This window comes from Paracoccus sp. KR1-242, from assembly GCF_049446195.1.
Taxonomy (GTDB): Bacteria; Pseudomonadota; Alphaproteobacteria; order Rhodobacterales; family Rhodobacteraceae; genus Paracoccus; species Paracoccus broussonetiae.
On the sequence record NZ_JBMSED010000013.1, the window covers coordinates 149369 to 171982 of the forward strand.

The following is a 22614-nucleotide window of genomic DNA, read 5'->3' on the forward strand; positions in this document are numbered from 1 at the left end:
AAGCCGCCCCTGCCGCGCGTTCTGTCTTTCCAAGCTTCGTTGCCGGGGCTAATACGTCGGGGCTTGCAAGAGGCCAGACATGTCGCAGAACCAATCGACCATCGCTCCGCAACCCGGGATCATGGAGATCGCGCTTTACCAAAGCGGAGCCGCCCATGTGGCGGGGATCGAGAACGTCATCAAGCTTTCCTCGAACGAAAATCCGTTCGGGCCATCGGACAAGGCGCGTGAAGCGGTCGTGCGCGCGGCGCATTCGCTGCATCGCTATCCTAATACCGACCATGCCAGCCTGCGGGCCGCGATCGGCGACGTCCACGGTCTGGACCCCGACCGGATCATCTGCGGCGTCGGCTCGGACGAGATCATCCACTTCCTGTGCCAGGCCTATGCCGGGCCGGGGGATGAGGTCCTGTTCACCGAACACGGTTTCCTGATGTATCGGATCAGCACCAATGTTGCCGGAGCAACTCCGGTCCAGGTGGCCGAGCGTGACCGCGTGACCGATGTCGATGCCCTGATCGCGGGCGCGACCGAGCGCACGCGGCTGATCTTTGTCGCGAACCCGAACAACCCGACCGGCACCATGATCGGTCTGCCCGAACTTGAGCGCTTGGCCCGTGCCGTGCCGCACGCCATTCTGGTCGTCGATGCCGCCTATGCCGAATATGTCGAGAATTACGACGGCGGTGCCGATCTTGCGACGCGGCTGCCCAATGTCGTGATGACGCGCACCTTCTCGAAGATTTACGGGCTGGGCGGACTGCGCATCGGCTGGGGCTATGGCCCGCGCGAAATCATCGACGTGTTGAACCGCGTCCGCGGGCCGTTCAACCTGTCGGCGGCGGCGCTTGACGCGGCCGAGGCTGCCGTGCGCGACCGCGATCACATCGCCCGCTGTCAGGCCGAAAACGCCAGGATGCGGGCGTGGCTCGCCGAGGCTCTGGCGGAAAAAGGTGTTGCCTCAGATACTTCCTGCGGTAACTTCATCCTTGCGCGCTTTGCGGATACTGCGACGGCGCAAGCCTGCGATGCCGCCTTGAAAGCCGAGGGGCTGATCGTTCGCACGGTCGAAGGCTATGGCCTTCCTCATTGCCTGCGCATCACCGTCGGCGACGAGGCCTCGTGCCGGCGCGTGGCCCATGTCATCGGCAAGTTCATGGCCGAGCGGGCCGGGGTTCCCGCATGACGCCAATCTATGACCGCGTCGCGCTGATCGGGCTGGGCCTGATCGCGGGCTCGATGGCCATTGCCATGCGCGAGCAAGGGTTGGCGCGGGAGATCGTCGGCCATGCCCGCAGCGCAGAAACGCGCCAGGTAGCGCTGGAAATCGGGCTGGTCGATCGGGTTTTCGAAACCGCAGCCGAGGCGGTTGCGGACGCCGACCTGATCGTTCTGGCGGTTCCGGTCGGAGCGATGGCGGCCGTGGCCGAAGAGATCGCCCCGCATCTGAAACCCGGCGCGACCGTGACCGATGTCGGCTCTGTCAAGCAAGCGGTGGTCAGCGCGGTTGCCCCCCATATTCCCGAAGGGGTCCATTTCATCCCCGGCCATCCCTTGGCCGGGACCGAACATTCCGGCCCGCGCTCAGGCTTTGCCACGCTTTTCCGCAACCGCTGGTGGCTGTTTGCGCCCTTGCCGGGTGCCGACGAAGTCGCGATCCGGCGGCTTGAAGGTCTGGTCGAGGCGATGGGTGCCAAGACCGAGCGGATGGATGCCGCCCATCACGATCTGGTCCTGGCCGTCACCAGCCACACGCCGCACCTGATCGCTTACACGATGGTCGGTGTCGCCGATCACCTGAAGCGCGTCACGGAAAGCGAGGTCGTGCAATATTCCGCGGCGGGCTTCCGCGACTTTACCCGTATCGCGGCCTCGGACCCTACGATGTGGCGCGATGTGTTCCTGCAGAACAAGGACGCCGTTCTCGATATCCTCGGCCGGTTCACCGAAGAGCTTTTCGTGCTGCAACGCGCGATCCGCATGGGCGACGGCGACCATCTGTTCGACTATTTCACCCGGACACGCGCGATCCGCCGCGGTATCATCGAGGCCGGGCAGGATACCTCGGCCCCCGATTTCGGCCGCAGCCAGACCCCGGCCGAGCAGAAGGCCGAAGGCTAGGGGCGCAGGCGCGGAGCGGCGCCAAGCGGGATCGGGCCAAGGCTCATCCTGCCCTCGGCAAAGGTCAGGGGCAGGCGCAGCTCGCCTTTTGCGGCATCGGGAACGGCGGCTCCGGCTTGATCCGACAGTGCGACCGGCATGGCCGAAACCCGGCGCATCATGGCTTGCGCCAGCGGCACCGCGCGCTTCGGGATCATCCCGGCTTCTGCCGCAGCATCAAGCATCGGGATGGCGTCGCTGGTATAGATGGCCAGTGCCCCTTGGGCACGGCCCTGAGCGTCCGCGTCCAACCTGCCCAAGACCCGCGCGGACAGGGCGCCGACATGCAGCTCGGCCCGGTCAAAGCGCAGTCCCGTCATCATTGGGGAAGGCAGCGCGGCCATGGCACGTGGCGTCGGCACCTTGTCCAGCCAGAACCGGCCTTGCCCCTCGAACGAGATCCGGTCCTCGGGCTCCAGCGCTCCGGTCAGGCTGGCCAGCACGGGCAGCGCCTTTGGATCCAGCCCCTCCAGCTTCCAGTTGACGTCATATCCGGCTTGGCTGCTTGCGGGTGCGCTGGGGTCAACAGGAACCGCATTCGCGGCAATATTCGCGGATTGGGCAAACGGCGCGCCATCCAGCACCAGGTTCGACGTCGCGACGTTCACCTCGCCGGGGGCCAGCCCCGCCAACGGCTGGAACCGGGCCGTGACGCTGGGGGGATCGAAGGTCAGTTCATGCATGCCATCCGGCTGCTCGATCGTCGCCTTTCCGGGCAGACCGATGCGTGCGGTAAAGGGGGATAGCGGCTCGATCCACAAATCCGCCGAATCGAGCCTGACCGCACCATTGGAGATAGCGGCGACGGGGCTGGTGACATGGGCGCCGATCCGCAGCGGTTGGGGCAGCGTGTCGATGCGCTCGGCCGAAAACGCCTGTCCCTGTGCCTCCAGCCTGCGCAGCTCGCCCACGATCAGGTTTTCGGCAACCACGCCAGCGCCCGCCAGCATCACGACGACAAGGACCAGCCAGATCAGGGATTTGCGCATCATTTGCCTTTCCATTCGGACCGCTTGGATCGGCGGGCATCCTGCCCTAAGTTCTTGGTCAGAGAAAGAGAGGCGGCGCAAGCTGGCGGATGCGTGAAGGAACGGCAGGAATACTGGGTCTTTGCCTATGGGTCGCTGATGTGGGATCCGGGTTTTCCCGTCGCCGAGGCGGTCGGCGCGCGGCTTGAGGGCTTTGCCCGCCGATTCTGCCTGCGCTCGGTCGTTTATCGCGGGACCGAGGAGGCGCCGGGGCTGGTGCTGGGGCTGGACGCCGATATTGCGGCCAGCTGTCAGGGCTTGGCGCTGCGCGTGGCCGCTCCAGATTGGCCCGAGGCGTTGCAGGGGCTGCGCGCCCGCGAGCTGACGACCAACGCCTATGAGGAGCGCCTGCTGGCCGTGACGCTTCAGGATGGGCGCGAGGTAGAGGCGGTGGCCTATGTCACCCGGCCGGATCACGTCCAGTATGCCGGCGCATTGAAGCTTGAGGAACAGGCCCGCATCATCGCCGTTGCGCGAGGCGGCCGTGGGCCGAATGCGGATTACCTGTTCAACACCACGTTGCATCTGGCGCAGATGGGGGTCGAGGATATCGATCTTGATGCGCTGTCCCGGCAGGTCCGCTGCCTGATCGGGCCGCGGGAAGATGCCGGGGACGGCGCGGAAAACGACGCGGAACCGCCTGCTTAAGTCTTTACGGGCAAACGCTTCTGAACCGCTTGCATCGTGCCGCTCCGCCCTTACACTTGGCCGCGGATGAGCGAGAAGGGGGCGGCGTTGTCGCAGGCAGAGACCGAAGACAGGAACAGTGCCGCCGAGCCCCCGGGCGGTGGGCGCAAGGACCGCGCGACCCGGCTTTCGGCCACGCGTGCGGCCCGCGGCGATGGGCGCAACGCGGCCGAGCCCTATTTCTCGCAGCCCGTGCGACAGGTCGTGCTGATGCTGATCGTGCTGGCGCTGGTGACGGTGGGCGCGTGGTTCGCCTATGCCCAGATCAAGCCGGTATTCGCCGCGAATCCGTGGCTTAACGGGGCAATCCTGTTCGTCTTTGCGCTTGGCGTTCTGACCTGCTTCTGGCAGGTGGCCCAGCTGATCAACTCGGTCAGCTGGATCGAGAGTTTTGCCGCAGGCAAGCTGGGATATGCCCGGCAGGATCAGGGCCAGACGCAAGGCTATGCCGCCCCGCGCCTGTTGGCCCCGCTGGCGGCGCTGCTGGGATCGCGCGGTCCCATCGGGACCACGATCTCGACCGAGTCGGCACGCTCGATCCAGGATTCGGTCGCGACCCGTATCGACGAAGCCCGCGACATCACGAGATATCTTGGAAATCTTCTTATTTTCCTAGGTCTTCTGGGCACTTTCTACGGTCTTGCGACAACAGTGCCCGCCATTGTCGAAACCATCCGCACCCTCGCCCCGGAACAGGGCGAATCCGGGGTCGAAGTCTTCGACAAGCTGATGCACGGGCTGGAAACCCAGTTGGGCGGCATGGCGACCGCGTTCTCCAGCTCTCTGTTGGGGCTTGCCGGATCCCTGGTCGTGGGCCTGCTGGAACTGTTTGCCAGCCATGGCCAGAACCGCTTCTATCGTGAACTTGAGGAATGGCTTTCCTCGTTCACGCGCATCGGAATGGCGGGTGGCGAACAAGGTTTGGACCAAGCCGCGCTGGCAGAGTTCCTGGGCGCGATGGGCCTGCGCGTGACCGACCTGCAGGAATATTACCTTGAACGCGATACTCTGCGCGATCAGGAGGCATCGGATGCCGATACTCGGTCGATGGCGCTGGCGGCAGGGGTCGAACGCCTGACCGCGCTGATCCAGTCGGACCGCGATGCGCTTGGCAGCGAACTTGCGGCCGAGCGACGGGCGCAAGCGGACAGCCATCGCCGCCTGAGCGAGATCCTTGAGCGTCTTGCGGACGGGCAGGAGCGGCTGACCGATGCGACCACGGCCGTTGTCTCGGAGAGCACGCGGGTCGAGAACCTGACAGTGGGGCTGGACCGGGCCTTCGGTCGACTCGCTGATGGACAGGAACAGCTTGTGGCGCTGGCGCGGAACGGCACCCATGCCCGTCTGCCTGATGAATTCTATGATATCGTTGCCCGCATGGCTGAGGGACAGCAGCAGGTCGCCTCGCTGATGACACAACAGCAGCCGCCGGGCGATCGCGACCTTGACGGTGCCCATCTCGCTGCGCTGACCCGCGCACTGTCGCGGCTGACGGACGGGCAGGCGCGGCTGGTCGAACTGGCCGAAACCAAACCGGCTCAGCATGACGACCCCGAGGCGCGGATGCGCCTGCGGTCCATCGACGTCCAACTGGGGCGGCTGGTCGAGGAAGCGGCAAGCGGACGCGACGGGCTGATCGCTGAACTGCGCGACGATATGGCCGCGCTGACCCGTGCCATCCGTGCGCTGGAGGGCCGGGATGGGGCTTAGCCGTCACGGGCGCGAGCGGTTCTCGGCCAATATCTGGCCGGGCTTCGTCGATGCGATGTCGACGCTGCTGTTGGTCCTGATCTTTGCGCTGACGATCTTCATGGTGCTGCAATCCGTGCTGCGTGAACGCATCACCTCGCAGGACAGCGAATTGGAGCAGCTGGGCGACCGTGTGGCCAATCTCAGCGAGGCGCTGTCGACGTCGCAGGAACAGGGCGTTTCACTGGGGCGGGATCTTGCAGCGGAGCAGGCGCGGTTGCGCGCCTCGGAGCAGGCGGTTTCCTCTGCGAGGGCCGAGATCGATGCCCAGACCGAGGCGGCGAGGCTGGCGGCGGCACGGCGCGAAGCGCTGGATGCTCTGATCGCCGATTTGCGGCAACGAAACGAACAGGCGGGCACCTCGCTGACCCAGACCCAGGCGCAGCTTTCCGATGCCGAGGCCGCGCGGATCGCCGACGCCGCCGCTGCCAAGGCCCTGCAAGAGCGGCTGGACAAGTCGGATGCCGAATTGACGGCGACCACGCTTGCTCTGGACGATGCTCGCAAGAAGGCCGAGGAGACGTTGACCCTGCTGGCCGCCGCGGATGCCGCCAAGAAGGAATTGGGCGACAAGGCCCAGACCAACGCGACCGAAGCCGAGCGCCAGGCCGGCCTTCTGGCCCTGGCCCAGCAGAAGCTGGCCGACCAGCAGGCCCTGTCGACCGAGGATCAGCGCCGCGTCGCGCTGCTGAACCAGCAGGTCGCGCAACTGAACGACCAGCTTGGCAATCTGCACTCGGTCCTTGAAGGTGCGAACCAGGACCAGAAAGAAACCGACTTGAAGGTCGAGGATCTGGGTCGCCAGTTGAACGTCGCGCTGATCCGCGCCGCGGATGAAGAGCGCAAGCGCCGCGCGCTTGAGGAAGACGCGCGCAGCAAGGCCGAGGCCGAGGCCAAGGACCTCGCCCGCTATCGTTCGGAATTCTTCGGCCGTCTGTCGCAAATCCTTGAAGGGCGCGAAGGCGTGCGTGTGGTCGGGGACCGCTTCGTCTTTTCCTCGGAAGTGCTGTTTCCGACCGGAGAGGCGACCCTTTCGACCGAGGGCATGTCCCAGATCGCCCGCGTGACCGAGCAGTTGAAGCAGATCTCAGGCGAGATCCCTTCGCAGATCGACTGGATCATTCGCGTCGACGGCCATACCGACAGCCAGCCGCTGTCGGGGCAGGGCCGCTATCGCGACAACTGGGAGTTGAGCCAGGCACGTGCGCTGTCAGTCGTGCGCTACATGATCGACGATCTGGGTTTTCCCGCGAACCGACTGCTGCCCGCGGGTTTTGCCGATACCCGCCCGGTCGCCAGCGGCGACAGCCCCGAGGCGCACGCCCAGAACCGCCGGATCGAGCTGAAACTGACCGAGCGTTAGACCCGCGGATCGATCAGCGTATACTGGTCGGGAAAGCGGTTCAGGTAGCGGATCATCGGTCCTGCCGCCCGCCATTGGCGGAACAGGGCGGTGCGCAGCGCCCCGGCTTCGGGCCAGTGCCGCCGAGTCGAGCGGCTGACCTGCGGTGCCGTCGGGAAGTGCCGCGCCAGCACCCGGCCGAAGGCATCGCGCATCCGCATGGGCACGATCCCTTGCGAGCTGTCGAGCCACGGTTTGCGGGTGCCTATGAAATGGACCAGGCACGGATCGACCATGCTGGTCAGATGCGCTGAAGCCGAGGTGAACTGCCAGTTCCACAGCGGGCTGATCTCGGCCCAGTCCCCTTTCAGGATCCCGTTCATCAGCGCCTGGTCGCGGCCCAGCCCGGCCAGATGTTCGCGCGCGAAGTCGGCAGCCCGATTGGGAAGATCCTGTGTCGCAAATGCCTCGGTGTCGATCATGACCACGCCAGCGTTGAAATAGGGATGGGCCGGTTCGCCCAGCTTCTTGAATTCGGACACCTTGCGGCCGGGCGTGCGCCATTGCCGGTTGTCGCGCACCGCGGCGACGGCGCGCCCCAGCATGTCGGCCGAAAGAAGTTGCGCCGGGTCGCCGCGTTCGTAAAGGATGTCCGCGTCGATCACCAGGATGCGCCGGTAATGCCCGCGCAGCGCATTGCCCAGAAACAGCTCCATATAGGTTGCAAGCGAGCGGCGCGCGTCCAAGGGCAGGGCGTCCAGCAGCGCGTCGTCGCGCGCGGCGACGTGGTGGATCCCCGCCTGCATCAGTGCCTGCGGCATCTCGACCGGCTCGGGCCCGCCGATCAGCACGTCATGCGCATTCCCCGCCGCCGCAAGGGCCAACGCAGGTGTCGCCGCATAGGGCAGATAATTCGCATCGCAGGCCACGATGACCGCAAGGTCCGAGCGTGGCTGGAAGCCGGGACTGAAGATCGGCGTCAGCGCCATGGGCGGTCCGCAGAAGTCATGGCTGGTCCTTTGATCCAGACGGTTCAGTCCAGTATTACGACTGCCGTCCGGGATTTCGCAATGGCATCAGGTCTCTTGCGGCGCAGGTTCGCGCGGGGGACGGCCGATCACCTCGCGAAGCGCGTCGAGTTCGATGAAGTTGTCGGCCTGCCGGCGCAGTTCGTCCGCGATCATCGGGGGCTGGCTGCGCATGGTGGACACGACCGACACGCGGACGCCTTGGCGTTGCAACGCCTCGACCAGCGGACGAAAGTCGCCATCGCCCGAGAAGAGGACGGCATGGTCCAGGCGCGGGGCCAGTTCCATCGCGTTCACCACAAGCTCGACATCCATATTGCCCTTGACCTTGCGGCGCCCAAGCGCGTCAGTGTATTCCCGTGCCGGCTTCGTCACCATCGAGAAGCCATTGTAATGCAACCAATCGACCAGGGGCCGGATGGGTGAGTAATCCTCGTTTTCGAGCAGCGCCGTATAGTAATAGGCGCGGATCAGTTTTCCCCTGCGTTCGAATTCCTGGCGGAGCAGCTTATAGTCGATGTCGAATCCCAACGACTTTGCCGCTGCGTAAAGGTTCGAACCGTCAATGAACAAAGCTAGCCGATCGTCTTTGTAAAACACGATAACCTCGATATGACTCAGAATAGATTGCCTTCGGCGAACCTAGCCCTGGTCGCAATTGGCGGGAACCTGCCTAGTTTGGCAGGTCCTCCCGAGGCCACAATTCGCGCAGCGGTTGAGCAAATCATACAGTTGCCGGGAGTGGTTCTGTCGTCATTAAGCAGGTTCTGGAAAACGCCGGCATTTCCTGCCGGATCTGGCCCTGATTATGTGAATGCGGCGCTTTCCTTGCAAACGGTAAATTCTCCGGATGAGCTTCTTTCCGCGCTTCACCGGATCGAACACGATCTGGGGCGGGTGCGCGAGGGGGCGCGCTGGCAGGCGCGGGGGATCGACCTGGACTTGATCGCCTATGGCGACCTTGTCCTGCCCGATCTTGCGACCCATGACGCCTGGCGCGGATTGCCGCCCGAACGCCAGGCCGAGACCGCGCCCGAAACGCTGATCCTGCCCCATGCCCGGATGCAGGACCGGGGCTTTGTCCTGGTGCCGCTGGCCGAGGTCGCGCCGGGTTGGCGCCACCCGCGCCTGGGGCGAAGTGTGGCCGAGATGTTGGCCGCCTTGCCAGCAGATGCGCGGGCGGATATACGAGCCCTGACAACTTGACATTCCTCGGGCGAAGCGCCAAATATTCGGCTTCGCCCTGCATCCCGTATTCAAGCCAAAGGTGACCGATGGCCCGTGTGACAGTCGAAGATTGCGTCGACAAGGTTCCGAACCGTTTCGATCTCGTGATGCTGGCCTCGCATCGCGCCCGTGAGATCACGGCCGGCAGCCAACTGACCATCGACCGCGACAACGACAAGAACCCGGTTGTCGCCCTGCGTGAAATCGCTGACGAAACCCAACCGGTTGACGAACTGCGCGAACGCATGATCGAGGCGACCCAGACCCAGATCGAGGTCGACGAGCCGGAAGAGGACGCGATGGCCCTGTTGCTGGGTGCCGAAGTTGATCGTCCGAAACCCGCCGACGAGGAATCGGAAGAGCGCATGCTTCGCATGATGCTGGAAGCCCAGGGCCGCAACTAAGCCAGGGCTGACACGGGGTCTTCGCCAGAACATGATCGACGTCGAAGACCTTATCGCGCTGGTTCGAAACTATAATCCGCGCACCAATGCCGATCTGATTCGCGACGCCTATGAATATGGGCGTCGCATGCATGAAGGGCAGTTCCGCCATTCAGGCGAGCCCTATTTCACCCATCCGGTCGCCGTCGCCGCCATCCTGACCGAGATGCGGCTGGACGACGCCACCATCATCACCGCATTGCTGCACGACACGATCGAGGACACGCGCTCGACCTGGGCCGAGGTCGCGCAGATGTTCGGGCGCGAGATCGCGGATCTTGTCGATGGCGTGACCAAGCTGACCAACCTGCAGCTGTCGGGTGCACATTCCAAGCAGGCCGAGAATTTCCGCAAGCTTTTCATGGCGATGTCGCGCGATCTTCGCGTGATTCTGGTGAAGCTGGCCGACCGCCTGCACAATATGCGCACGATCAAGTCGATGCGTCCCGACAAGCAGGCCCAGAAGGCGCGCGAAACCATGGACATCTATGCGCCGCTCGCCGGGCGCATGGGCATGCAATGGATGCGCGAAGAGCTTGAGGATCTTGCCTTCAAGGTCATCAACCCCGAGGCGCGCAACTCGATCATCCGTCGCTTTGTCAGCCTGCAGCGCGAATCCGGCGATGTGATCCCCAAGATCACCGCCGACATCCGCTCGGAACTGGAGCGCGAGGGGATCGAGGCCGACGTCTATGGCCGCGCGAAAAAGCCGTTCAGCATCTGGCGCAAGATGCAGGAAAAGCAGCTTTCCTTTTCGCGCCTGTCCGACATCTACGGCTTCCGCATCATCACCCGCAGTGAGGCCGACTGTTATCGTACGCTGGGCGTGATCCATCACCGCTGGCGCGCCGTGCCCGGTCGGTTCAAGGATTACATCAGCCAGCCCAAGGCCAACGGCTACCGCTCGATCCACACCACGGTTTCGGGGCGCGATGGCAAGCGGGTCGAGGTGCAGATCCGCACCCGTCAGATGCACGAGGTCGCGGAATCCGGCGTGGCTGCGCATTGGGCCTATCGTGACGGCGCACGGACCGAGAACCCGTTTGCCGTCGATCCGGGCGAATGGATCGCCAGCCTCACCGAGCGTTTCGGCGAAGAGGATCACGATGAGTTCCTCGAGCATGTGAAGCTCGAGATGTATTCCGATCAGGTGTTCTGCTTTTCGCCAAAGGGCGACGTGATCCCGCTGCCCAAGGGCGCGACGCCGATCGACTTCGCCTATGCGATCCACACCCGGCTGGGAAATTCCTGTGTCGGCGCCAAGGTCGATGGCATTCGTGTGCCGCTGTGGACGCGGTTGAAGAATGGGCAGTCGGTCGAGATCATCGCGGCCTCCGGGCAAAGGCCGCAGCCGACATGGCTGGATATTGTCGTGACCGGCCGGGCCAAGGCCGCGATCCGCCGAAGCCTGCGGCAAGAGGACCGCTCGCGCTTCATCCGGCTGGGGTCTGAACTGATCCGCGTCGCGTTTGAGCATGTGGGCCGCCGCGTCACCGACAAGGCGCTGCGGACCGCCGCGCGGACCATGGCCCTGCCGGATACGGATGAACTTCTGGCCCGGATCGGCAGTGCCGAAATCTCGGCGCATGAAGTCTTGTCCGCACTTTACCCCGAACTTGCGGCCAAGCGCAGCGAGATTGACGCGAAGCGCGCGGTTGCCGGGCTTGAGGCCGATCAGGAATTCACCCGCGCCCCGTGCTGCAATCCTTTGCCGGGCGAACGGATCGTGGGCATCACCTATCGTGGCAAGGGCGTGGTGATCCATGCCATCGACTGCCCCGTCCTGGCCGAATTCGAAGACAGTCCCGACCGCTGGGTCGACCTGCATTGGCGCGAAGGCCAGCATCCTGCCGCCTATTCGGCGAACCTGTCGCTGACGATCCGCCACGACGCGGGGGTGCTGGGTCGGATCTGCACGCTGATCGGCGGGCAGGGCGCGAATATCTCGGATCTGGTCTTCCTTGACCGCAAGCCGGATTTCTATCGCCTGCGGGTTGAGGTGGAGTTGCGCGACAGCGAGCATCTGCATGCCCTGCTGACCGCACTTGAGGCGGAAAGCGACGTGGCCCAGATTGCACGGATCCGCGACCCGCTGGCGCATCTCGACTGAACGCCGGCCGTCAGACGCCCAATCGGTCCCGCAGCGAATACCAGGACATGCCCGCGACGAGCAGGGGCCAACGCAGCAGCGTGCCTCCAGGGAAGGGATGGACCGGCAACGCCGACATCGTATCAAAACCTTCCGACTGGCCTTGAACCGCCTGCGCCATCAGCTTGCCCGCCAGCGTCGCCAGCGCCAGCCCGTGACCGGAATAGCCGCTGGCCGACAGGCAGTTCGGGGCCGGACGGATGAAACAGGGCATCCGCGTCATGGTGATCGCCAGCGTCCCGCCCCAAGCATAAGCCAACCTGACGTCCGCAAGGCCGGGATAGATTTCCAGCAATGGTTTTCGAACCTTGGCGGCTATGTCTGCGGGGAAGCGGTAACTGACATTCTCGCCCCCGCCGAAGATCAGCCGGCTGTCGGAATCCAGCCGCCAGTAATTGACGACGAATTTCGTGTCATGGACGCCGATATTGCGAGTCAGGACTTCGGCCGCGCGCGCGCCCAACGTCTCGGTCGCGACGATGAAGTTGTTGATCGGCATGACCCGCGCGGCGACCTTGGGCTCAAGTGTGCCCAGATAGCCATTCGCGGCCAGGATCAGGTGATCGCAAGTGATCTGACCATCTGCCGTTGTCACAGTGGTCTTGCCCCCGGCCTGCCGGGCGTGGTCGATCCCCGTCACTTCCGATTGTTCATGGATGACCGCGCCCGCGGCATCGGCAAGCCGCGCCATGCCAAGGGCAAGGTTCAGCGGGTGCAGGTGTCCGGCGCCGTGGTCCAATTCTCCCGCGACATAGGCGTCCGAGGGCAGGATCGCGCGAAAGGCGTCGCGATCCAGCGCCTCGATCCGGTCATAGTCATAGTCGCGCGCAAGTCGTTCGATCAGCGCAGTCGCGTGATCGAATTCGGCTCGCGTACGGAATGCATGGGCGATCCCGTCCGCGACCGGAACGCCGGCACGGGCGGCAATGTCGCGGGTCAGGCGCTTTGCGTCCTCGGCCAGATCCCACAGCCTGCGTGCGGCGTCGCGACCGGCCATCTTTTCCAGGTCGTCGACCTCAAGCCGCTGCCCCGATCCAAGCTGTCCACCATTGCGCCCCGACGCGCCGAAACCCACGCGATGCGCCTCAAGCAGGATGACACGTCGCCCGGCCTCGGCCAGATGCAGCGCCGCGGAAAGGCCGGTATAGCCGCCGCCGATGACGACGACATCGGCCTGCGCCTTGGCCCGCAAAGGGGGAAAGGCGCGAAGTTCCGTCCGTGTCGCGGCGTAAAGGCTGGGCGGATATTCCCCGTCGCGATCATTCGAATGCAGCAGGTTCATACGTTCAGCAGCAGGTGCTCCCGCTCCCATGGGCTGATGACTTGCAGGAACTCTTTGTATTCGTTGCGCTTGACCGCTTGATAGACGGCAATGAACTCGGCCCCCAGAACCTCGCGCATCGGGGCGCTTTCGTCCATCAGGTCCAGCGCATCGCCCAGGTTATAGGGCAGTTCATCCTGCGACATATAGGCGTCGCCCAGGCATTCGGCGCGGGGACTTTCCTGCTCAATCAATCCCAGATAGCCGCAGGCCAGGCTGGCGGCCAGCCCCAGATAGGGGTTGCAGTCCATTCCGGCCAGACGGTTTTCGATCCGCCGCGCCTCTGGCCCCGAGATCGGCACACGCAGCCCAGTGGTGCGGTTGTCACGCCCCCATTCAAGGTTGATAGGTGCTGCAAAATCAGGGACATAGCGGCGATAGCTGTTGACGTATGGAGCCAACAGCGCCACCGCAGCGGGCAGGTGCTTCTGCATGCCGGCGATGAAATGCATGAAGGCGGGGGTCTCGTGGCCCTTCTCGTCCGAGAAGATGTTCCGCCCCGTTTCGATTCCGACCACCGAATGGTGGATATGCATCGCGCTGCCCGGCTCGCCCTCGATCGGCTTGGCCATGAAGGTCGCGAAACAGTCGTGGCGCAGCGCCGCCTCGCGGATCAGGCGCTTGAAATAGAAGATCTGGTCGGCCAGATGCACCGGGTCGCCGTGGTTCAGGTTGATCTCGACCTGACCCGCGCCGCCTTCCTGCAGGATACCGTCGATCTCGAAGCCCTGCGCCTCGGCGAAATCATAGATGTCGTCGATGACCTTGCCGTATTCGTCCACGGCCGACATCGAATAGGCCTGCTTGGCCGCGGCGCGGCGGCCAGAGCGGCCCATCGGCGGCATGATCGGCTGGTTCGGGTCGATGTTGCGCGCGACCAGAAAGAACTCCATCTCGGGCGCGACGATCGGTTTCCAGCCCTTTTCCCGGTAAAGGTCGACGACGCGCTTCAGCACGTTGCGCGGCGCCGTCGGCACCGGCTCTCCGGTCTGGGTCGAGACGTCGTGGATAACCTGCAAGGTCACGTCCGCCGTCCAGGGCGCGGCCGTCGCGGTCGAGAAATCCGGCGTCAGGATCATGTCCGGCTCGGTGAACGCGCCCGAGGGGTTGTCGGCCCAGTCCCCCGTGATCGTCTGCAGGAAGATCGAGTTCGGCAAATAGAACCGTTCCTGATGCGCGAATTTCGATGCCGGCATGGCCTTGCCACGGGCGACGCCCGCGATGTCGGCGACGATGCATTCGACCTCGTCCAGCCGGCGGCCGGCGACGAAATCCTGGGCGGCTTGCGGGGTCTCTTCGATCCAGCGCGCCTTCATGCGGCACCCTGTTCGCGCTGGGTGGCGCGGGGCGCCTTGAAGAAAGTCTCGATCCGGTCGGCCATGACCGAGGACTGGCGCGGCCCCCCCATCCGGGCGCGGGCGCGGTCCAGCAGGGGTTCGGGGACGACGCCCTTTGCCCTTGTCTCGATCAGGCCCTGGATGAAGGCGTCGGGGAATTCGGGATGGGCCTGGACCGTAAAGGCGCGGTCATCATAGACCAGCGCCGCGTTCTCGCAAAAACCGTTGGTCGCAGCGACCTGCGCGCCCTCGGGGCGGGTCACGACCTGATCCTGGTGCCAGGCGTTCAGCGTCACCGGTTCGCCGCCGAAATCGTAATCCTGCGCGCCGACCGACCAGCCTCCGCCGAATTTCTCGACCTTGCCGCCAAGTGCCTGAGCGATGATCTGGTGGCCAAAGCAGATCCCGACCATCGGGACATGCGCCGCATATGCGTCGCGGATAAAGGCCTCAAGCGGGCGGATGAAGGGATGATCCTCATAGGCGCCGTGGCGCGAGCCGGTCAGCAGCCAGCCGTCAGCGTCGTGCACGCTGGCTGGGAACTGCATGTTCTCGACGTGATAGCTGGTGAATTCGAATCCCCGTCCGTCCAGAAGCTGTTCGAACATGGTGTCATAGTCGCCCAGTTCGCCGCGAAGAAGTTCGGGCGACTGGCCGCATTTCAGGATGCCGATGCGCATGATTGGCCTGTTGATTGTTCCCGGCAAAGGTAGTCGGCGCAGGGGAACGCGGCAAGGCCCTCCCTCACTCCTTGGTGGGGCTGGCCCTGTCGCGGCGGCCGCGCTAGGGTCGGGCCAACCCGTTCGCAGGAAAGGAAATCCAATGCCCGGTCTTCGCCCTGATGTCGATCCAGACGGCCTGCAGGAATTCTCGGTCGTCTTCACCGACCGGTCGCTGAACCACATGTCTCAGAAATACCAGGGCGTCATGCGCGATATTTCCGCGACCCTGCGCGAAGTCTATCACGCCGAGGCCGTGGCCCTTGTCCCCGGTGGCGGGACCTGCGCGATGGAGGCGGTGGCCCGCCAGTTCGGCCGCGACGCCCACGCGCTGATCGTGCGCAATGGTTTCTTCAGCTTTCGGTGGAGCCAGATATTCGACATGGGCGGGTTTGCCCGCGAAACGACGGTGATGATGGCGCGTCCGGCGGGGAATGAGCCGCGCGCGCCCTTTGCCCCCGCTCCGGTCGAGGAGGTTGTCTCCAAGATCCGCGAGACGCGGCCCGATGCCGTCTTCGCCCCGCATGTCGAGACGGCCGCCGGGATGATCCTGCCCGATGACTACATCCGTGCCATCGCCGATGCCGCGCATGAGGTCGGGGCGATCATGGTGCTGGACTGCATCGCCTCGGGCGCAATCTGGGTCGACATGCAGGCGACCGGCGTCGACGTCCTGATCTCGGCCCCGCAAAAGGGGTGGTCGGCCTCTCCCTCGGCGGGGATGGTCATGCTGTCAGCGCGCGGCGTCGAGCGGCTTGAAGCGACGACCTCGAACAGCTTCGCGCTGGACCTGAAGAAGTGGCGCGCGATCATGAAGGCCTATGAGGATGGCGGGCACGCCTATCACGCCACCATGCCGACCGACGCGTTGCTGGGCCTGCGCGAGGCGATGGAAGAAACGCGCGCGCTTGGGTTCGAAACGGCGCGGGACGCGCAGTGGAAACTGGGCAATGCCGTTCGTGCGGAGCTGGCCAAGCGTGGCCTGCGTTCCGTCGCGGCCGAGGGGTTCGCCGCCCCCGGCGTGGTCGTCTGCTACACCGATGACGCCGAGATCCAGACCGGCCGCAAATTCTTGGCGCAAGGCTTTCAGATCGCTGCGGGCGTTCCCCTGCAGGTGGGCGAGGGGGAAAGCTTCCGCACCTTCCGCATCGGGCTTTTCGGGCTCGACAAGCTGAACGATGTTGACGGCACGCTGGCGCGTCTGGTCCCGGCCTTCGACGCAGTGCTTTGACCCGCGCGAACCGGCCGTCAGGACGCGACGGCCGGTTCCAGCACCTTGTCCGGGACGATGACCAGCTTGCCGATGAAATCGCGGCTGCGTTCGGCAAAGACGCGCTCTGCCTCGTGCAGGCGCGACAGGGGCATGGTGCCGGCCAGCACCGGCTTCAACCGCCCCTCGCGGATCCAGTCGATCAACTGCCGCGCCTCATCCCGCGTGCCATGCGAGACGCCGAAGATCTGCACCTGGTTCAGATAGATCAGGGTCCAGGGCAGGGCGGTCACATTGCCACCGCTGGCCCCCGCGATCGAGATCCGGGGGGCCGTGCGGCGGGCGCGCAGGTCCCGGCACATCACCTCGATCAGCGGGATGGTCATCTCGCCCCCGACAAGATCCATCACCGCGTCGATGATGACGCCCCCCGTGGCGGCGTCGATCGCGGACCCCCAGTCCGACACCGCGCTGCGATCGATGACCGATGCCGCCCCCAGTCTCCGCAGTGCCTCGGCCTTGCCGGCGCTGGCGATGGCATGGGGGATCGCCCCGATGACCCGGCAAAGCTGGATCAGGGCGGTGCCGACCCCGCCCGACGCGCCGGTCACGATCACATGCTCGCCCGCCCGAACCCCGGCTGAGGTCAGCATGTGAAAACCCGTCTGCCATGAACACATGCCCAGAGTCGCCAGTTCGGCATCACTCAGTTCCGGGTTCGGGATCGCGTGGAACTGGTCCGAGGGGAAGACGCCATATTCCGCGAACCCGCCATCGGCCCCATGTCCGAAGTAATCCGGGGCAAGGTTCAGGTCGCCGCGCCCGTCGGGATAGATGTTGAAGTCCAGCAGGCCACGCTCTCCGATCCGGTTGGGCGCGACGCCCGCGCCCACGGCCACGACATGCCCGACAGTGTCCGCGCCTTGGATGCGCGGAAAACCAAGGCTGGGACCGGCCATCGCGAATGACGTGACCGCGCCGTCATTGGCGGTTGAATACAGCCCTTCGCGAACCTTGCGGTCGGTGTTGTTCTTGGCGCAGGCGGTGATGCGGACCAGAACCTCGCCAGCACCGGGGCGGGGTACGGGCCAATCCGTGCGCCATTCCAGGCGGTCCAACCCGCCATGACCCGTCAGGACCATGGCGGACATGCTGCGCGGCAGGTCGGTCATCGCCTCAGCCCAACACTTCGCTGACGGATTCCACCGTGGCCCCGACGATCACGTCGGCCTCGGCCTCGGTCAGGCAAAGCGGCGGGGCCAGACCAATGATGTCGCCTTGCGGCATGGCCCGCGCGATGACGCCCCGCCGTAGCATGGCTGCGACGATCTTGCCGCCAACGCCCTCGGACGGGTCGAAGAAGGCGCGCGTTTCCCGGTCGCGGACCAGTTCAACGGCGCAAAGCATGCCTTCACCCCGGATCTCGCCCACATGGGCGTGCCCGCCCAGCGCCGCTTGCATCCGTTGGTTCAGATAGGCCCCGGTCCTGCCTGCATTCGCGACCAGCCCCAGTTCATCGATCAGCTTCAGATTCGCGATCCCCGCTGCCGCGCCGATCGGGTGGGCGGAATAGGTCCAGCCGTGGCCGAAGACGCCGAATTCGTCGCTGCCCTGCATCAGCACGTCCCAGACCCGCTCACCGACGATGCTGCCCGACAGCGGGGCATAGGCCGAGGTCAGGCCCTTGGCGCAGGTGATGATGTCGGGGCTGAGGCCATAATGATCGCTGCCGAACATGCTGCCCAGCCGCCCGAACCCCGTCACGACCTCGTCCGCGATCAGCAGGATGTCGTGGCGTGCCAGAACCTTCTGGATCGCCTGCCAATAGCCTTTCGGCGGGGGAACGATGCCGCCGGTGCCCAGCACGGGTTCACCGATGAAGGCCGCGATGGTGTCGGCACCTTCGGCCGCGATCAGCTTTTCCAGCTCCTCGGCACAATGGGCACTGAACTGCTCCTCGGTCATGCCCGCGTCCTTGCGGCGGAAATAATACGGCGCTTCGGTATGGATCACCTGCACCAGCGGCAGATCGAATTTCTTGTGGAAGAGTTCGAGGCCGGTCAGCGAGCCGGTCATCAGCCCCGACCCGTGATAGCCGCGCCAGCGCGAGATGATCTTCTTCTTCTGCGGCAGGCCCCGGATATTGTTGTAATACCAGACCAGCTTGACGTTGGTTTCATTGGCGTCCGAGCCGCCCAGCCCGAAATAGACCCGCGCCATGCCCTTGGGCGCGCGATCCATGACCATCTTCGCCAGCGTGATCGAGGCTTCCGAGCCGTGCCCGGCATAGGAATGGTAATAGGCCAGCTCCTGCGCCTGCTTCGCGATAGCGTCAGCGATCTCGGTCCGGCCATAGCCTACGTTCACGCAGTAAAGCCCGGCAAACCCATCCAGGAGGCGATTGCCGTCGCGGTCGATGATGTGGACGCCTTCGGCCGTCCGGATGATCCGTTGCGCACCCTCGCCCCGTGCAAACTGACCGATATTGGTCGAGGGGTGGAAGAAGCTCTCGCGGTCCCATTTGGACAGCTCGTCATTGGTCAGCATCATGCTCTCCTGTCATGCTCTGCCCAGTCGCGGCAGACGTATTTGATCTCGGTGAAGGCCTCGAGCCCGTGACGCGAGCCTTCGCGGCCAAGGCCGGATTGCTTCATGCCCCCGAAAGGGATCGGCGCGCCCGTCACCTTGGTGCGGTTGACGGCGACCATGCCGAACTCCAGCGCGCGGGACAGGCGATAGATGCGGCGCGGATCCTGCGTGTGCAGATAGGCGACAAGGCCGTATTCCGTGGCATTGGCGATGCTGATCGCCTCGGCCTCGGTCGCAAAGGCGGCCAGCGCGGCGACGGGGCCAAAGGTTTCCTCGCGGAAAATCCGGGCGTCCGGTGGCACCTCGGCCAAAACCGTCGGCTGGAAGAACAGCGGCCCCTGCGGATCGCGGGCGCCGCCGGTCATCAGCCTCGCGCCCCGGTCAAGGGCGTCGCGGATCTGATCCTCCTGCTTCCTGACAGCGTTCTCGTTCATCAACGGGCCAAGATCGCGGTCCAGCTTTCCCGGTCCCAGCGTCAGCGCCGCCGTGGCATTGGCGAAGCGGCGGCAGAATTCGTCATAGATCGGCCGTTCGATCAGGAAGCGGTTCGCGCCAAGGCAATCCTGACCCGAGGTTGCGAATTTCGCCTTGATCGCCTCGTCCACCGCCAGTTTCAGGTCGCAATCGGCGAAGACGATGAAGGGGGCGTGGCCACCCAGTTCCAGGACCAGCCGCTTTACGGTGTCCGAGGATTGCCGATAGAGCAGCTTGCCTATCTCGGTCGAGCCGGTGAAGCTCAGCACCCGAACGCGGGGATCGGCGCACCATTCCGCGACGATCTCGGGTGCGGCGCCGGTGACGACATTGAAGACGCCCGCAGGCAGCCCCGCGCGGTGGGCCAATTCCGCCAGCGCGGTCGCCGACAGCGGGGTTTCGGCCGAGGGGTGGACGACCACCGTGCAGCCCGCCGCCAGCGCGGCGGCAGCCTTGCGGGTGATCATGGCGCAGGGAAAGTTCCAGGGCGTGACCAGCGCGGCGACGCCCAGCGGTTCGCGCCAAAGCTCCATCTCGGCGGTGGAAAGATGCGAGGTGATGCTTTCGATATTCGGACGCTTGGCTTCCTCGGCATAGAATTCGACGAAACTTGCGGCATAGTCGATCTCGCCCCGCGCCTCGGACAGGGGCTTGCCCTGTTCGGCGGTCATCAGGTGCGCCAGATCCTCGCGACTGTCGCGGATCAGCTGGAACCAGCGGTTAAGCAGCGTCGAGCGGTCCTGCGGCAGCATCATTGCCCATGCCGGAAAGGCGGCATGGGCGGCATCGACCGCCTTGCACGCGCCCTTTGCGTCGATCTTTGCAACGCGGGCGATCACGTCCCCGGTTGCGGGGTCGGTGACGCCAAAGCGCGGATCGGCCGCAATCCAGCGCCCCCCGACATAGGCGTCTTCGCGCATCAGAGCAGGGTCGTTCAGCATGGTTCATCCTCGATCTCGACGCCGATCACGGCCACGCAGTCGCCGGGCTTCACAAGGCCGGGGAAATGCCGGGCCATCATCACGCCGTCGCGCCGGGCGCGGATGATGACGGCGGGCAGGCCGGTGCGGGCGACAGGAAAGATGCGGGCGACCGGCTGGTCGCGCCGGACCGGGTCGCCAAGGTCCACCAGGAACTCGATCAACCCGCCGTCCTCGGCAAAGGCGAAGCAATCGGCGTCGGGCATGTCCAGCCATTGGGTTGGTGTGGGCGCAGGATCGCCCCGCATCGCGCCGGCCGCGATCAGCAGGTTGCGCAGCCCACGCCGGGCGATGCCCGCGGTGCGGGCGCTGGCGGTGCCGCCGCCGCCCAGCTCGGTCGTGACGAAGACCTTGCCCATGTCCTCGGCCGCGGTGTCGTACATGCCGACCGCGTCGATTTCCAGCATCCGGACCGACCAGGGCGCGGCAAAGGCGCGGACCAGATCGAAGCTTTGTTCCTGCTGGCGCTTGTCGGGCAGGATATGCGCGGCGCAATAGGGCAGGAAATCCAGCGTCTTGCCGCCAGAATGGAAATCCAGAACCACATCGGCCATCGGCAGCAGCACGCGCTGGAAGTAATCCGCGATCTTCTGCGTGACCGTTCCGTCGGGCCTGCCCGGAAAGCTGCGGTTCAGGTTGCCCCGATCGATGGGCGAGGTGCGAGTCCCCGCAAGGAAGGCCGGGTGGTTCATCGCCGGTATGATGATGATGCGTCCGCTGACATCCTCGGCCCGGATGGCCGAGGCCAGATCGAACAGCGCGATCGGCCCCTCGTATTCGTCGCCGTGGTTTGCGCCGGTCAGCAGGACCGTCGGCCCCGCGCCATTGTTGACGACGCTAAGCGGGATCATCACCGAACCCCACGCCGCATCGTCTCGGGAATAGGGCAGGCGCAGGAAGCCGTGGTTCACACCCGGCGCCGCGAAGTCCACCGTCGCCGATATGGGCGAGGGGGCAAGCTGGATCTGGGTCTGAAGCATGGCCTCAGTCCTTCACGAACAGCTTGCGGGGCACGTTCGCCAGGCATTCGACGCCGGTTTCGGTGATCAGGATCGACTCGGTGATCTCAAGCCCCATATCCTCCAGCCACAGGCCGGTCATGAAATGGAAGGTCATGCCGGGTTCCAGCACGGTCTTGTCGCCTGGTCGCAGCGACATGGTGCGCTCGCCCCAGTCCGGGGGATAGCTGACGCCGATGGGATAGCCGGTGCGGTTGTCCTTCTTGATGCCGTATTTTGCCAGCACGTCGAAGAAGCCCTTGGCGATATCCTCGCAGGTATTGCCGGGCTTCGCGGCGGCAAGCCCCGCCTCCATCCCCTCCAGCGTGGCCTTTTCGGCGTCCAGAAAGGCTTGCGTCGGCTTGCCCAGAAACACCGTGCGGGACAGCGGGCAATGATAGCGGTTGAAGCAACCCGCGATCTCGAAGAACGTGCCTTCGCTCGATTTCATGGGCTTGTCGTCCCAGGTCAGGTGCGGCGCCGAGGCGTCGCGCCCCGAGGGCAGCAGCGGCACGATCGCGGGATAATCGCCGCCGATCCCATCCACCCCGCGCGTGCCCGCGTCATAGATCTCGGCCACCAGATCGCATTTGCGTATCCCGACCTCGATCCGGTCCACGATACGGGCATGCATCGCCTCGACGATGCGGGCGGCGTTGCGCATATAGGCGATTTCCTGTGGCGACTTGACGGCCCGCTGCCAGTTCACCAGCGCCGTGCAATCGCTGAAGCGCGCGTCGGGCAGGTTCTTCGTCAAGCTGGCAAAGGCGGCGGCGGTGAACCAGTAATTGTCCATCTCAACGCCGATGCGCTTCGCACCCCAATCCTTGTCACGCAGGATGCCCGACAGGTAATCCATCGGGTGCTTTTCGGGATTCTGCACGTAATGGTCTGGATAGCCGATGATATTTTCGTGGCGCAGATAGGCCGTCAGCTTCGCCCCGTTCGCGTCCTGCCCACGACCGAACCAGATCGGCTCGCCATCGGGCGGGACGACGACGCATTGGTGGACATAGAAGGACCAGCCGTCATAGCCGGTCAGCCAGTTCATGTTCGAGGGGTCGGTGACGATCAGCAGATCGACCCCTTTCGCGTCCATGGCCTTGCGCGTTTTTGCTAGGCGGGCTGCATATTCCTGCCGGGTGAATTTCAATGAGACGTCTGTCATGGTGA

General features: G+C 64.9%; 20 protein-coding genes. 9 read left to right on the plus strand and 11 right to left on the minus strand.

Annotated features, from left to right (window positions below; translation table 11 throughout):
- The first annotated feature begins 79 nt into the window (after positions 1-79).
- Both hisC and ACO2Q4_RS19400 read left to right on the plus strand, forming a co-directional pair.
- Positions 80-1186 carry a histidinol-phosphate transaminase gene (gene hisC, locus ACO2Q4_RS19395; protein ID WP_395135782.1) on the plus strand — a complete coding sequence of 369 codons (1107 nt, stop codon included), beginning with the start codon at positions 80-82 and terminating at the stop codon, positions 1184-1186.
- A complete protein-coding gene (locus ACO2Q4_RS19400; protein ID WP_423321248.1) occupies positions 1183-2121 on the plus strand; it encodes a prephenate/arogenate dehydrogenase family protein in 939 nt (312 codons plus the stop codon). Before hisC ends, ACO2Q4_RS19400 begins: the two co-directional genes overlap by 4 nt.
- Here ACO2Q4_RS19400 and ACO2Q4_RS19405 read toward each other — a convergent pair.
- The gene (locus ACO2Q4_RS19405) at positions 2118-3152 is read right to left on the minus strand and encodes a DUF2125 domain-containing protein (protein ID WP_423321250.1); all 1035 of its coding nucleotides are present in this window, start codon (positions 3150-3152) and stop codon (positions 2118-2120) included. The two genes, ACO2Q4_RS19400 and ACO2Q4_RS19405, sit on opposite strands and share 4 nt — an antisense overlap.
- A gap of 90 nt (positions 3153-3242) precedes the next feature.
- On the opposite strand from ACO2Q4_RS19405, the gene ACO2Q4_RS19410 reads away from it, so the two are divergent.
- From ACO2Q4_RS19410 to ACO2Q4_RS19420, 3 genes are all read left to right on the plus strand, one after another.
- Positions 3243-3836: a gamma-glutamylcyclotransferase gene (locus ACO2Q4_RS19410; protein ID WP_423321252.1), complete on the plus strand. Its 594-nt coding sequence runs from the start codon at positions 3243-3245 to the stop codon at positions 3834-3836.
- An 87-nt stretch (positions 3837-3923) separates the two neighbouring features.
- On the plus strand, positions 3924-5585 hold the full coding sequence (locus ACO2Q4_RS19415) for a hypothetical protein (RefSeq protein ID WP_423321254.1): 1662 nt from the start codon (positions 3924-3926) through the stop codon (positions 5583-5585).
- On the plus strand, positions 5575-6987 hold the full coding sequence (locus ACO2Q4_RS19420; RefSeq protein ID WP_423321255.1) for a peptidoglycan -binding protein: 1413 nt from the start codon (positions 5575-5577) through the stop codon (positions 6985-6987). Before ACO2Q4_RS19415 ends, ACO2Q4_RS19420 begins: the two co-directional genes overlap by 11 nt.
- Here the strand turns inward: ACO2Q4_RS19420 and ACO2Q4_RS19425 are convergent.
- Together ACO2Q4_RS19425 and ACO2Q4_RS19430 are read right to left on the minus strand one after the other, a co-directional pair.
- The gene (locus ACO2Q4_RS19425) at positions 6984-7955 is read right to left on the minus strand and encodes a glycosyltransferase family 8 protein (protein ID WP_423321257.1); all 972 of its coding nucleotides are present in this window, start codon (positions 7953-7955) and stop codon (positions 6984-6986) included. The genes ACO2Q4_RS19420 and ACO2Q4_RS19425 overlap by 4 nt on opposite strands.
- Before the next feature lie 87 nt (positions 7956-8042).
- On the minus strand, positions 8043-8594 hold the full coding sequence (locus tag ACO2Q4_RS19430; RefSeq protein WP_311761576.1) for an NYN domain-containing protein: 552 nt from the start codon (positions 8592-8594) through the stop codon (positions 8043-8045).
- A 12-nt stretch (positions 8595-8606) separates the two neighbouring features.
- Here ACO2Q4_RS19430 and folK point away from each other — a divergent pair, with 12 nt between their 5' ends.
- The 3 genes from folK (at position 8607) to ACO2Q4_RS19445 (ending at position 11774) form a co-directional block, all read left to right on the plus strand.
- Positions 8607-9200 (plus strand): 2-amino-4-hydroxy-6-hydroxymethyldihydropteridine diphosphokinase, encoded by a 594-nt coding sequence (folK, locus tag ACO2Q4_RS19435; RefSeq protein ID WP_311761577.1) that lies wholly within the window; start codon positions 8607-8609, stop codon positions 9198-9200.
- Between the two features lie 68 nt (positions 9201-9268).
- Positions 9269-9625 carry a DNA-directed RNA polymerase subunit omega gene (gene rpoZ, locus ACO2Q4_RS19440; RefSeq protein WP_311761578.1) on the plus strand — a complete coding sequence of 119 codons (357 nt, stop codon included), beginning with the start codon at positions 9269-9271 and terminating at the stop codon, positions 9623-9625.
- A 31-nt stretch (positions 9626-9656) separates the two neighbouring features.
- Positions 9657-11774, plus strand: a complete 2118-nt coding sequence (locus ACO2Q4_RS19445) for a RelA/SpoT family protein (RefSeq protein WP_395135793.1) — start codon at positions 9657-9659, stop codon at positions 11772-11774.
- Positions 11775-11784: 10 nt separating this feature from the next.
- Here the strand turns inward: ACO2Q4_RS19445 and ACO2Q4_RS19450 are convergent, their stop codons facing one another.
- Genes ACO2Q4_RS19450 through ACO2Q4_RS19460 form a run of 3 tightly spaced genes read right to left on the minus strand, consistent with a single transcriptional unit; the run spans position 11785 to position 15151 of the window.
- Positions 11785-13095, minus strand: coding sequence for an NAD(P)/FAD-dependent oxidoreductase (locus ACO2Q4_RS19450; protein WP_423321261.1), 1311 nt, complete (start codon positions 13093-13095; stop codon positions 11785-11787).
- Positions 13092-14450, minus strand: coding sequence for a glutamine synthetase family protein (locus tag ACO2Q4_RS19455; protein ID WP_311761581.1), 1359 nt, complete (start codon positions 14448-14450; stop codon positions 13092-13094). The genes ACO2Q4_RS19450 and ACO2Q4_RS19455 overlap by 4 nt, the downstream gene beginning before the upstream one ends.
- A complete protein-coding gene (locus ACO2Q4_RS19460; protein ID WP_423321263.1) occupies positions 14447-15151 on the minus strand; it encodes a type 1 glutamine amidotransferase in 705 nt (234 codons plus the stop codon). The genes ACO2Q4_RS19455 and ACO2Q4_RS19460 overlap by 4 nt, the downstream gene beginning before the upstream one ends.
- Positions 15152-15293: 142 nt before the next feature.
- Between ACO2Q4_RS19460 and ACO2Q4_RS19465 the strand changes: the two genes are divergently transcribed.
- A complete protein-coding gene (locus tag ACO2Q4_RS19465) occupies positions 15294-16421 on the plus strand; it encodes an aminotransferase class V-fold PLP-dependent enzyme (RefSeq protein WP_311761583.1) in 1128 nt (375 codons plus the stop codon).
- Positions 16422-16438: 17 nt separating this feature from the next.
- On the opposite strand, the gene ACO2Q4_RS19470 is transcribed toward ACO2Q4_RS19465, so the two are convergent.
- From ACO2Q4_RS19470 to doeA, 5 genes are read right to left on the minus strand one after another with little or no spacing between them, the layout of a single operon-like run.
- A complete protein-coding gene (locus ACO2Q4_RS19470; RefSeq protein ID WP_423321265.1) occupies positions 16439-17572 on the minus strand; it encodes an alcohol dehydrogenase family protein in 1134 nt (377 codons plus the stop codon).
- Between the two features lie 4 nt (positions 17573-17576).
- The gene (locus tag ACO2Q4_RS19475) at positions 17577-18947 is read right to left on the minus strand and encodes an aspartate aminotransferase family protein (RefSeq protein WP_423321317.1); all 1371 of its coding nucleotides are present in this window, start codon (positions 18945-18947) and stop codon (positions 17577-17579) included.
- Complete coding sequence (locus ACO2Q4_RS19480; RefSeq protein ID WP_423321267.1) at positions 18947-20404, minus strand: NAD-dependent succinate-semialdehyde dehydrogenase; 1458 nt, start codon at positions 20402-20404, stop codon at positions 18947-18949. Before ACO2Q4_RS19480 ends, ACO2Q4_RS19475 begins: the two co-directional genes overlap by 1 nt.
- Positions 20398-21423 carry a N(2)-acetyl-L-2,4-diaminobutanoate deacetylase DoeB gene (gene doeB / locus ACO2Q4_RS19485; RefSeq protein WP_395135802.1) on the minus strand — a complete coding sequence of 342 codons (1026 nt, stop codon included), beginning with the start codon at positions 21421-21423 and terminating at the stop codon, positions 20398-20400. The genes ACO2Q4_RS19480 and doeB overlap by 7 nt, the downstream gene beginning before the upstream one ends.
- Positions 21424-21427: 4 nt before the next feature.
- Positions 21428-22609, minus strand: coding sequence for an ectoine hydrolase DoeA (gene doeA, locus ACO2Q4_RS19490; RefSeq protein WP_423321269.1), 1182 nt, complete (start codon positions 22607-22609; stop codon positions 21428-21430).
- Positions 22610-22614: the final 5 nt, after the last annotated feature.

What these genes read in the sequence shown, in the direction of transcription:
- hisC (WP_395135782.1), top strand. Translation starts at nt 80, where the DNA reads ATGTCGCAGAACCAATCGACCATCGCTCCGCAACCCGGGATCATGGAG.
- ACO2Q4_RS19400 (WP_423321248.1), top strand. Translation starts at nt 1,183, where the DNA reads ATGACGCCAATCTATGACCGCGTCGCGCTGATCGGGCTGGGCCTGATC.
- ACO2Q4_RS19405 (WP_423321250.1), bottom strand. Translation starts at nt 3,152, where the DNA reads ATGATGCGCAAATCCCTGATCTGGCTGGTCCTTGTCGTCGTGATGCTG.
- ACO2Q4_RS19420 (WP_423321255.1), top strand. Translation starts at nt 5,575, where the DNA reads ATGGGGCTTAGCCGTCACGGGCGCGAGCGGTTCTCGGCCAATATCTGG.
- ACO2Q4_RS19425 (WP_423321257.1), bottom strand. Translation starts at nt 7,955, where the DNA reads ATGGCGCTGACGCCGATCTTCAGTCCCGGCTTCCAGCCACGCTCGGAC.
- folK (WP_311761577.1), top strand. Translation starts at nt 8,607, where the DNA reads ATGACTCAGAATAGATTGCCTTCGGCGAACCTAGCCCTGGTCGCAATT.
- rpoZ (WP_311761578.1), top strand. Translation starts at nt 9,269, where the DNA reads ATGGCCCGTGTGACAGTCGAAGATTGCGTCGACAAGGTTCCGAACCGT.
- ACO2Q4_RS19445 (WP_395135793.1), top strand. Translation starts at nt 9,657, where the DNA reads ATGATCGACGTCGAAGACCTTATCGCGCTGGTTCGAAACTATAATCCG.
- ACO2Q4_RS19450 (WP_423321261.1), bottom strand. Translation starts at nt 13,095, where the DNA reads ATGAACCTGCTGCATTCGAATGATCGCGACGGGGAATATCCGCCCAGC.
- ACO2Q4_RS19455 (WP_311761581.1), bottom strand. Translation starts at nt 14,450, where the DNA reads ATGAAGGCGCGCTGGATCGAAGAGACCCCGCAAGCCGCCCAGGATTTC.
- ACO2Q4_RS19460 (WP_423321263.1), bottom strand. Translation starts at nt 15,151, where the DNA reads ATGCGCATCGGCATCCTGAAATGCGGCCAGTCGCCCGAACTTCTTCGC.
- ACO2Q4_RS19465 (WP_311761583.1), top strand. Translation starts at nt 15,294, where the DNA reads ATGCCCGGTCTTCGCCCTGATGTCGATCCAGACGGCCTGCAGGAATTC.
- ACO2Q4_RS19470 (WP_423321265.1), bottom strand. Translation starts at nt 17,572, where the DNA reads ATGACCGACCTGCCGCGCAGCATGTCCGCCATGGTCCTGACGGGTCAT.
- ACO2Q4_RS19475 (WP_423321317.1), bottom strand. Translation starts at nt 18,947, where the DNA reads ATGCTGACCAATGACGAGCTGTCCAAATGGGACCGCGAGAGCTTCTTC.
- ACO2Q4_RS19480 (WP_423321267.1), bottom strand. Translation starts at nt 20,404, where the DNA reads ATGCTGAACGACCCTGCTCTGATGCGCGAAGACGCCTATGTCGGGGGG.
- doeB (WP_395135802.1), bottom strand. Translation starts at nt 21,423, where the DNA reads ATGCTTCAGACCCAGATCCAGCTTGCCCCCTCGCCCATATCGGCGACG.
- doeA (WP_423321269.1), bottom strand. Translation starts at nt 22,609, where the DNA reads ATGACAGACGTCTCATTGAAATTCACCCGGCAGGAATATGCAGCCCGC.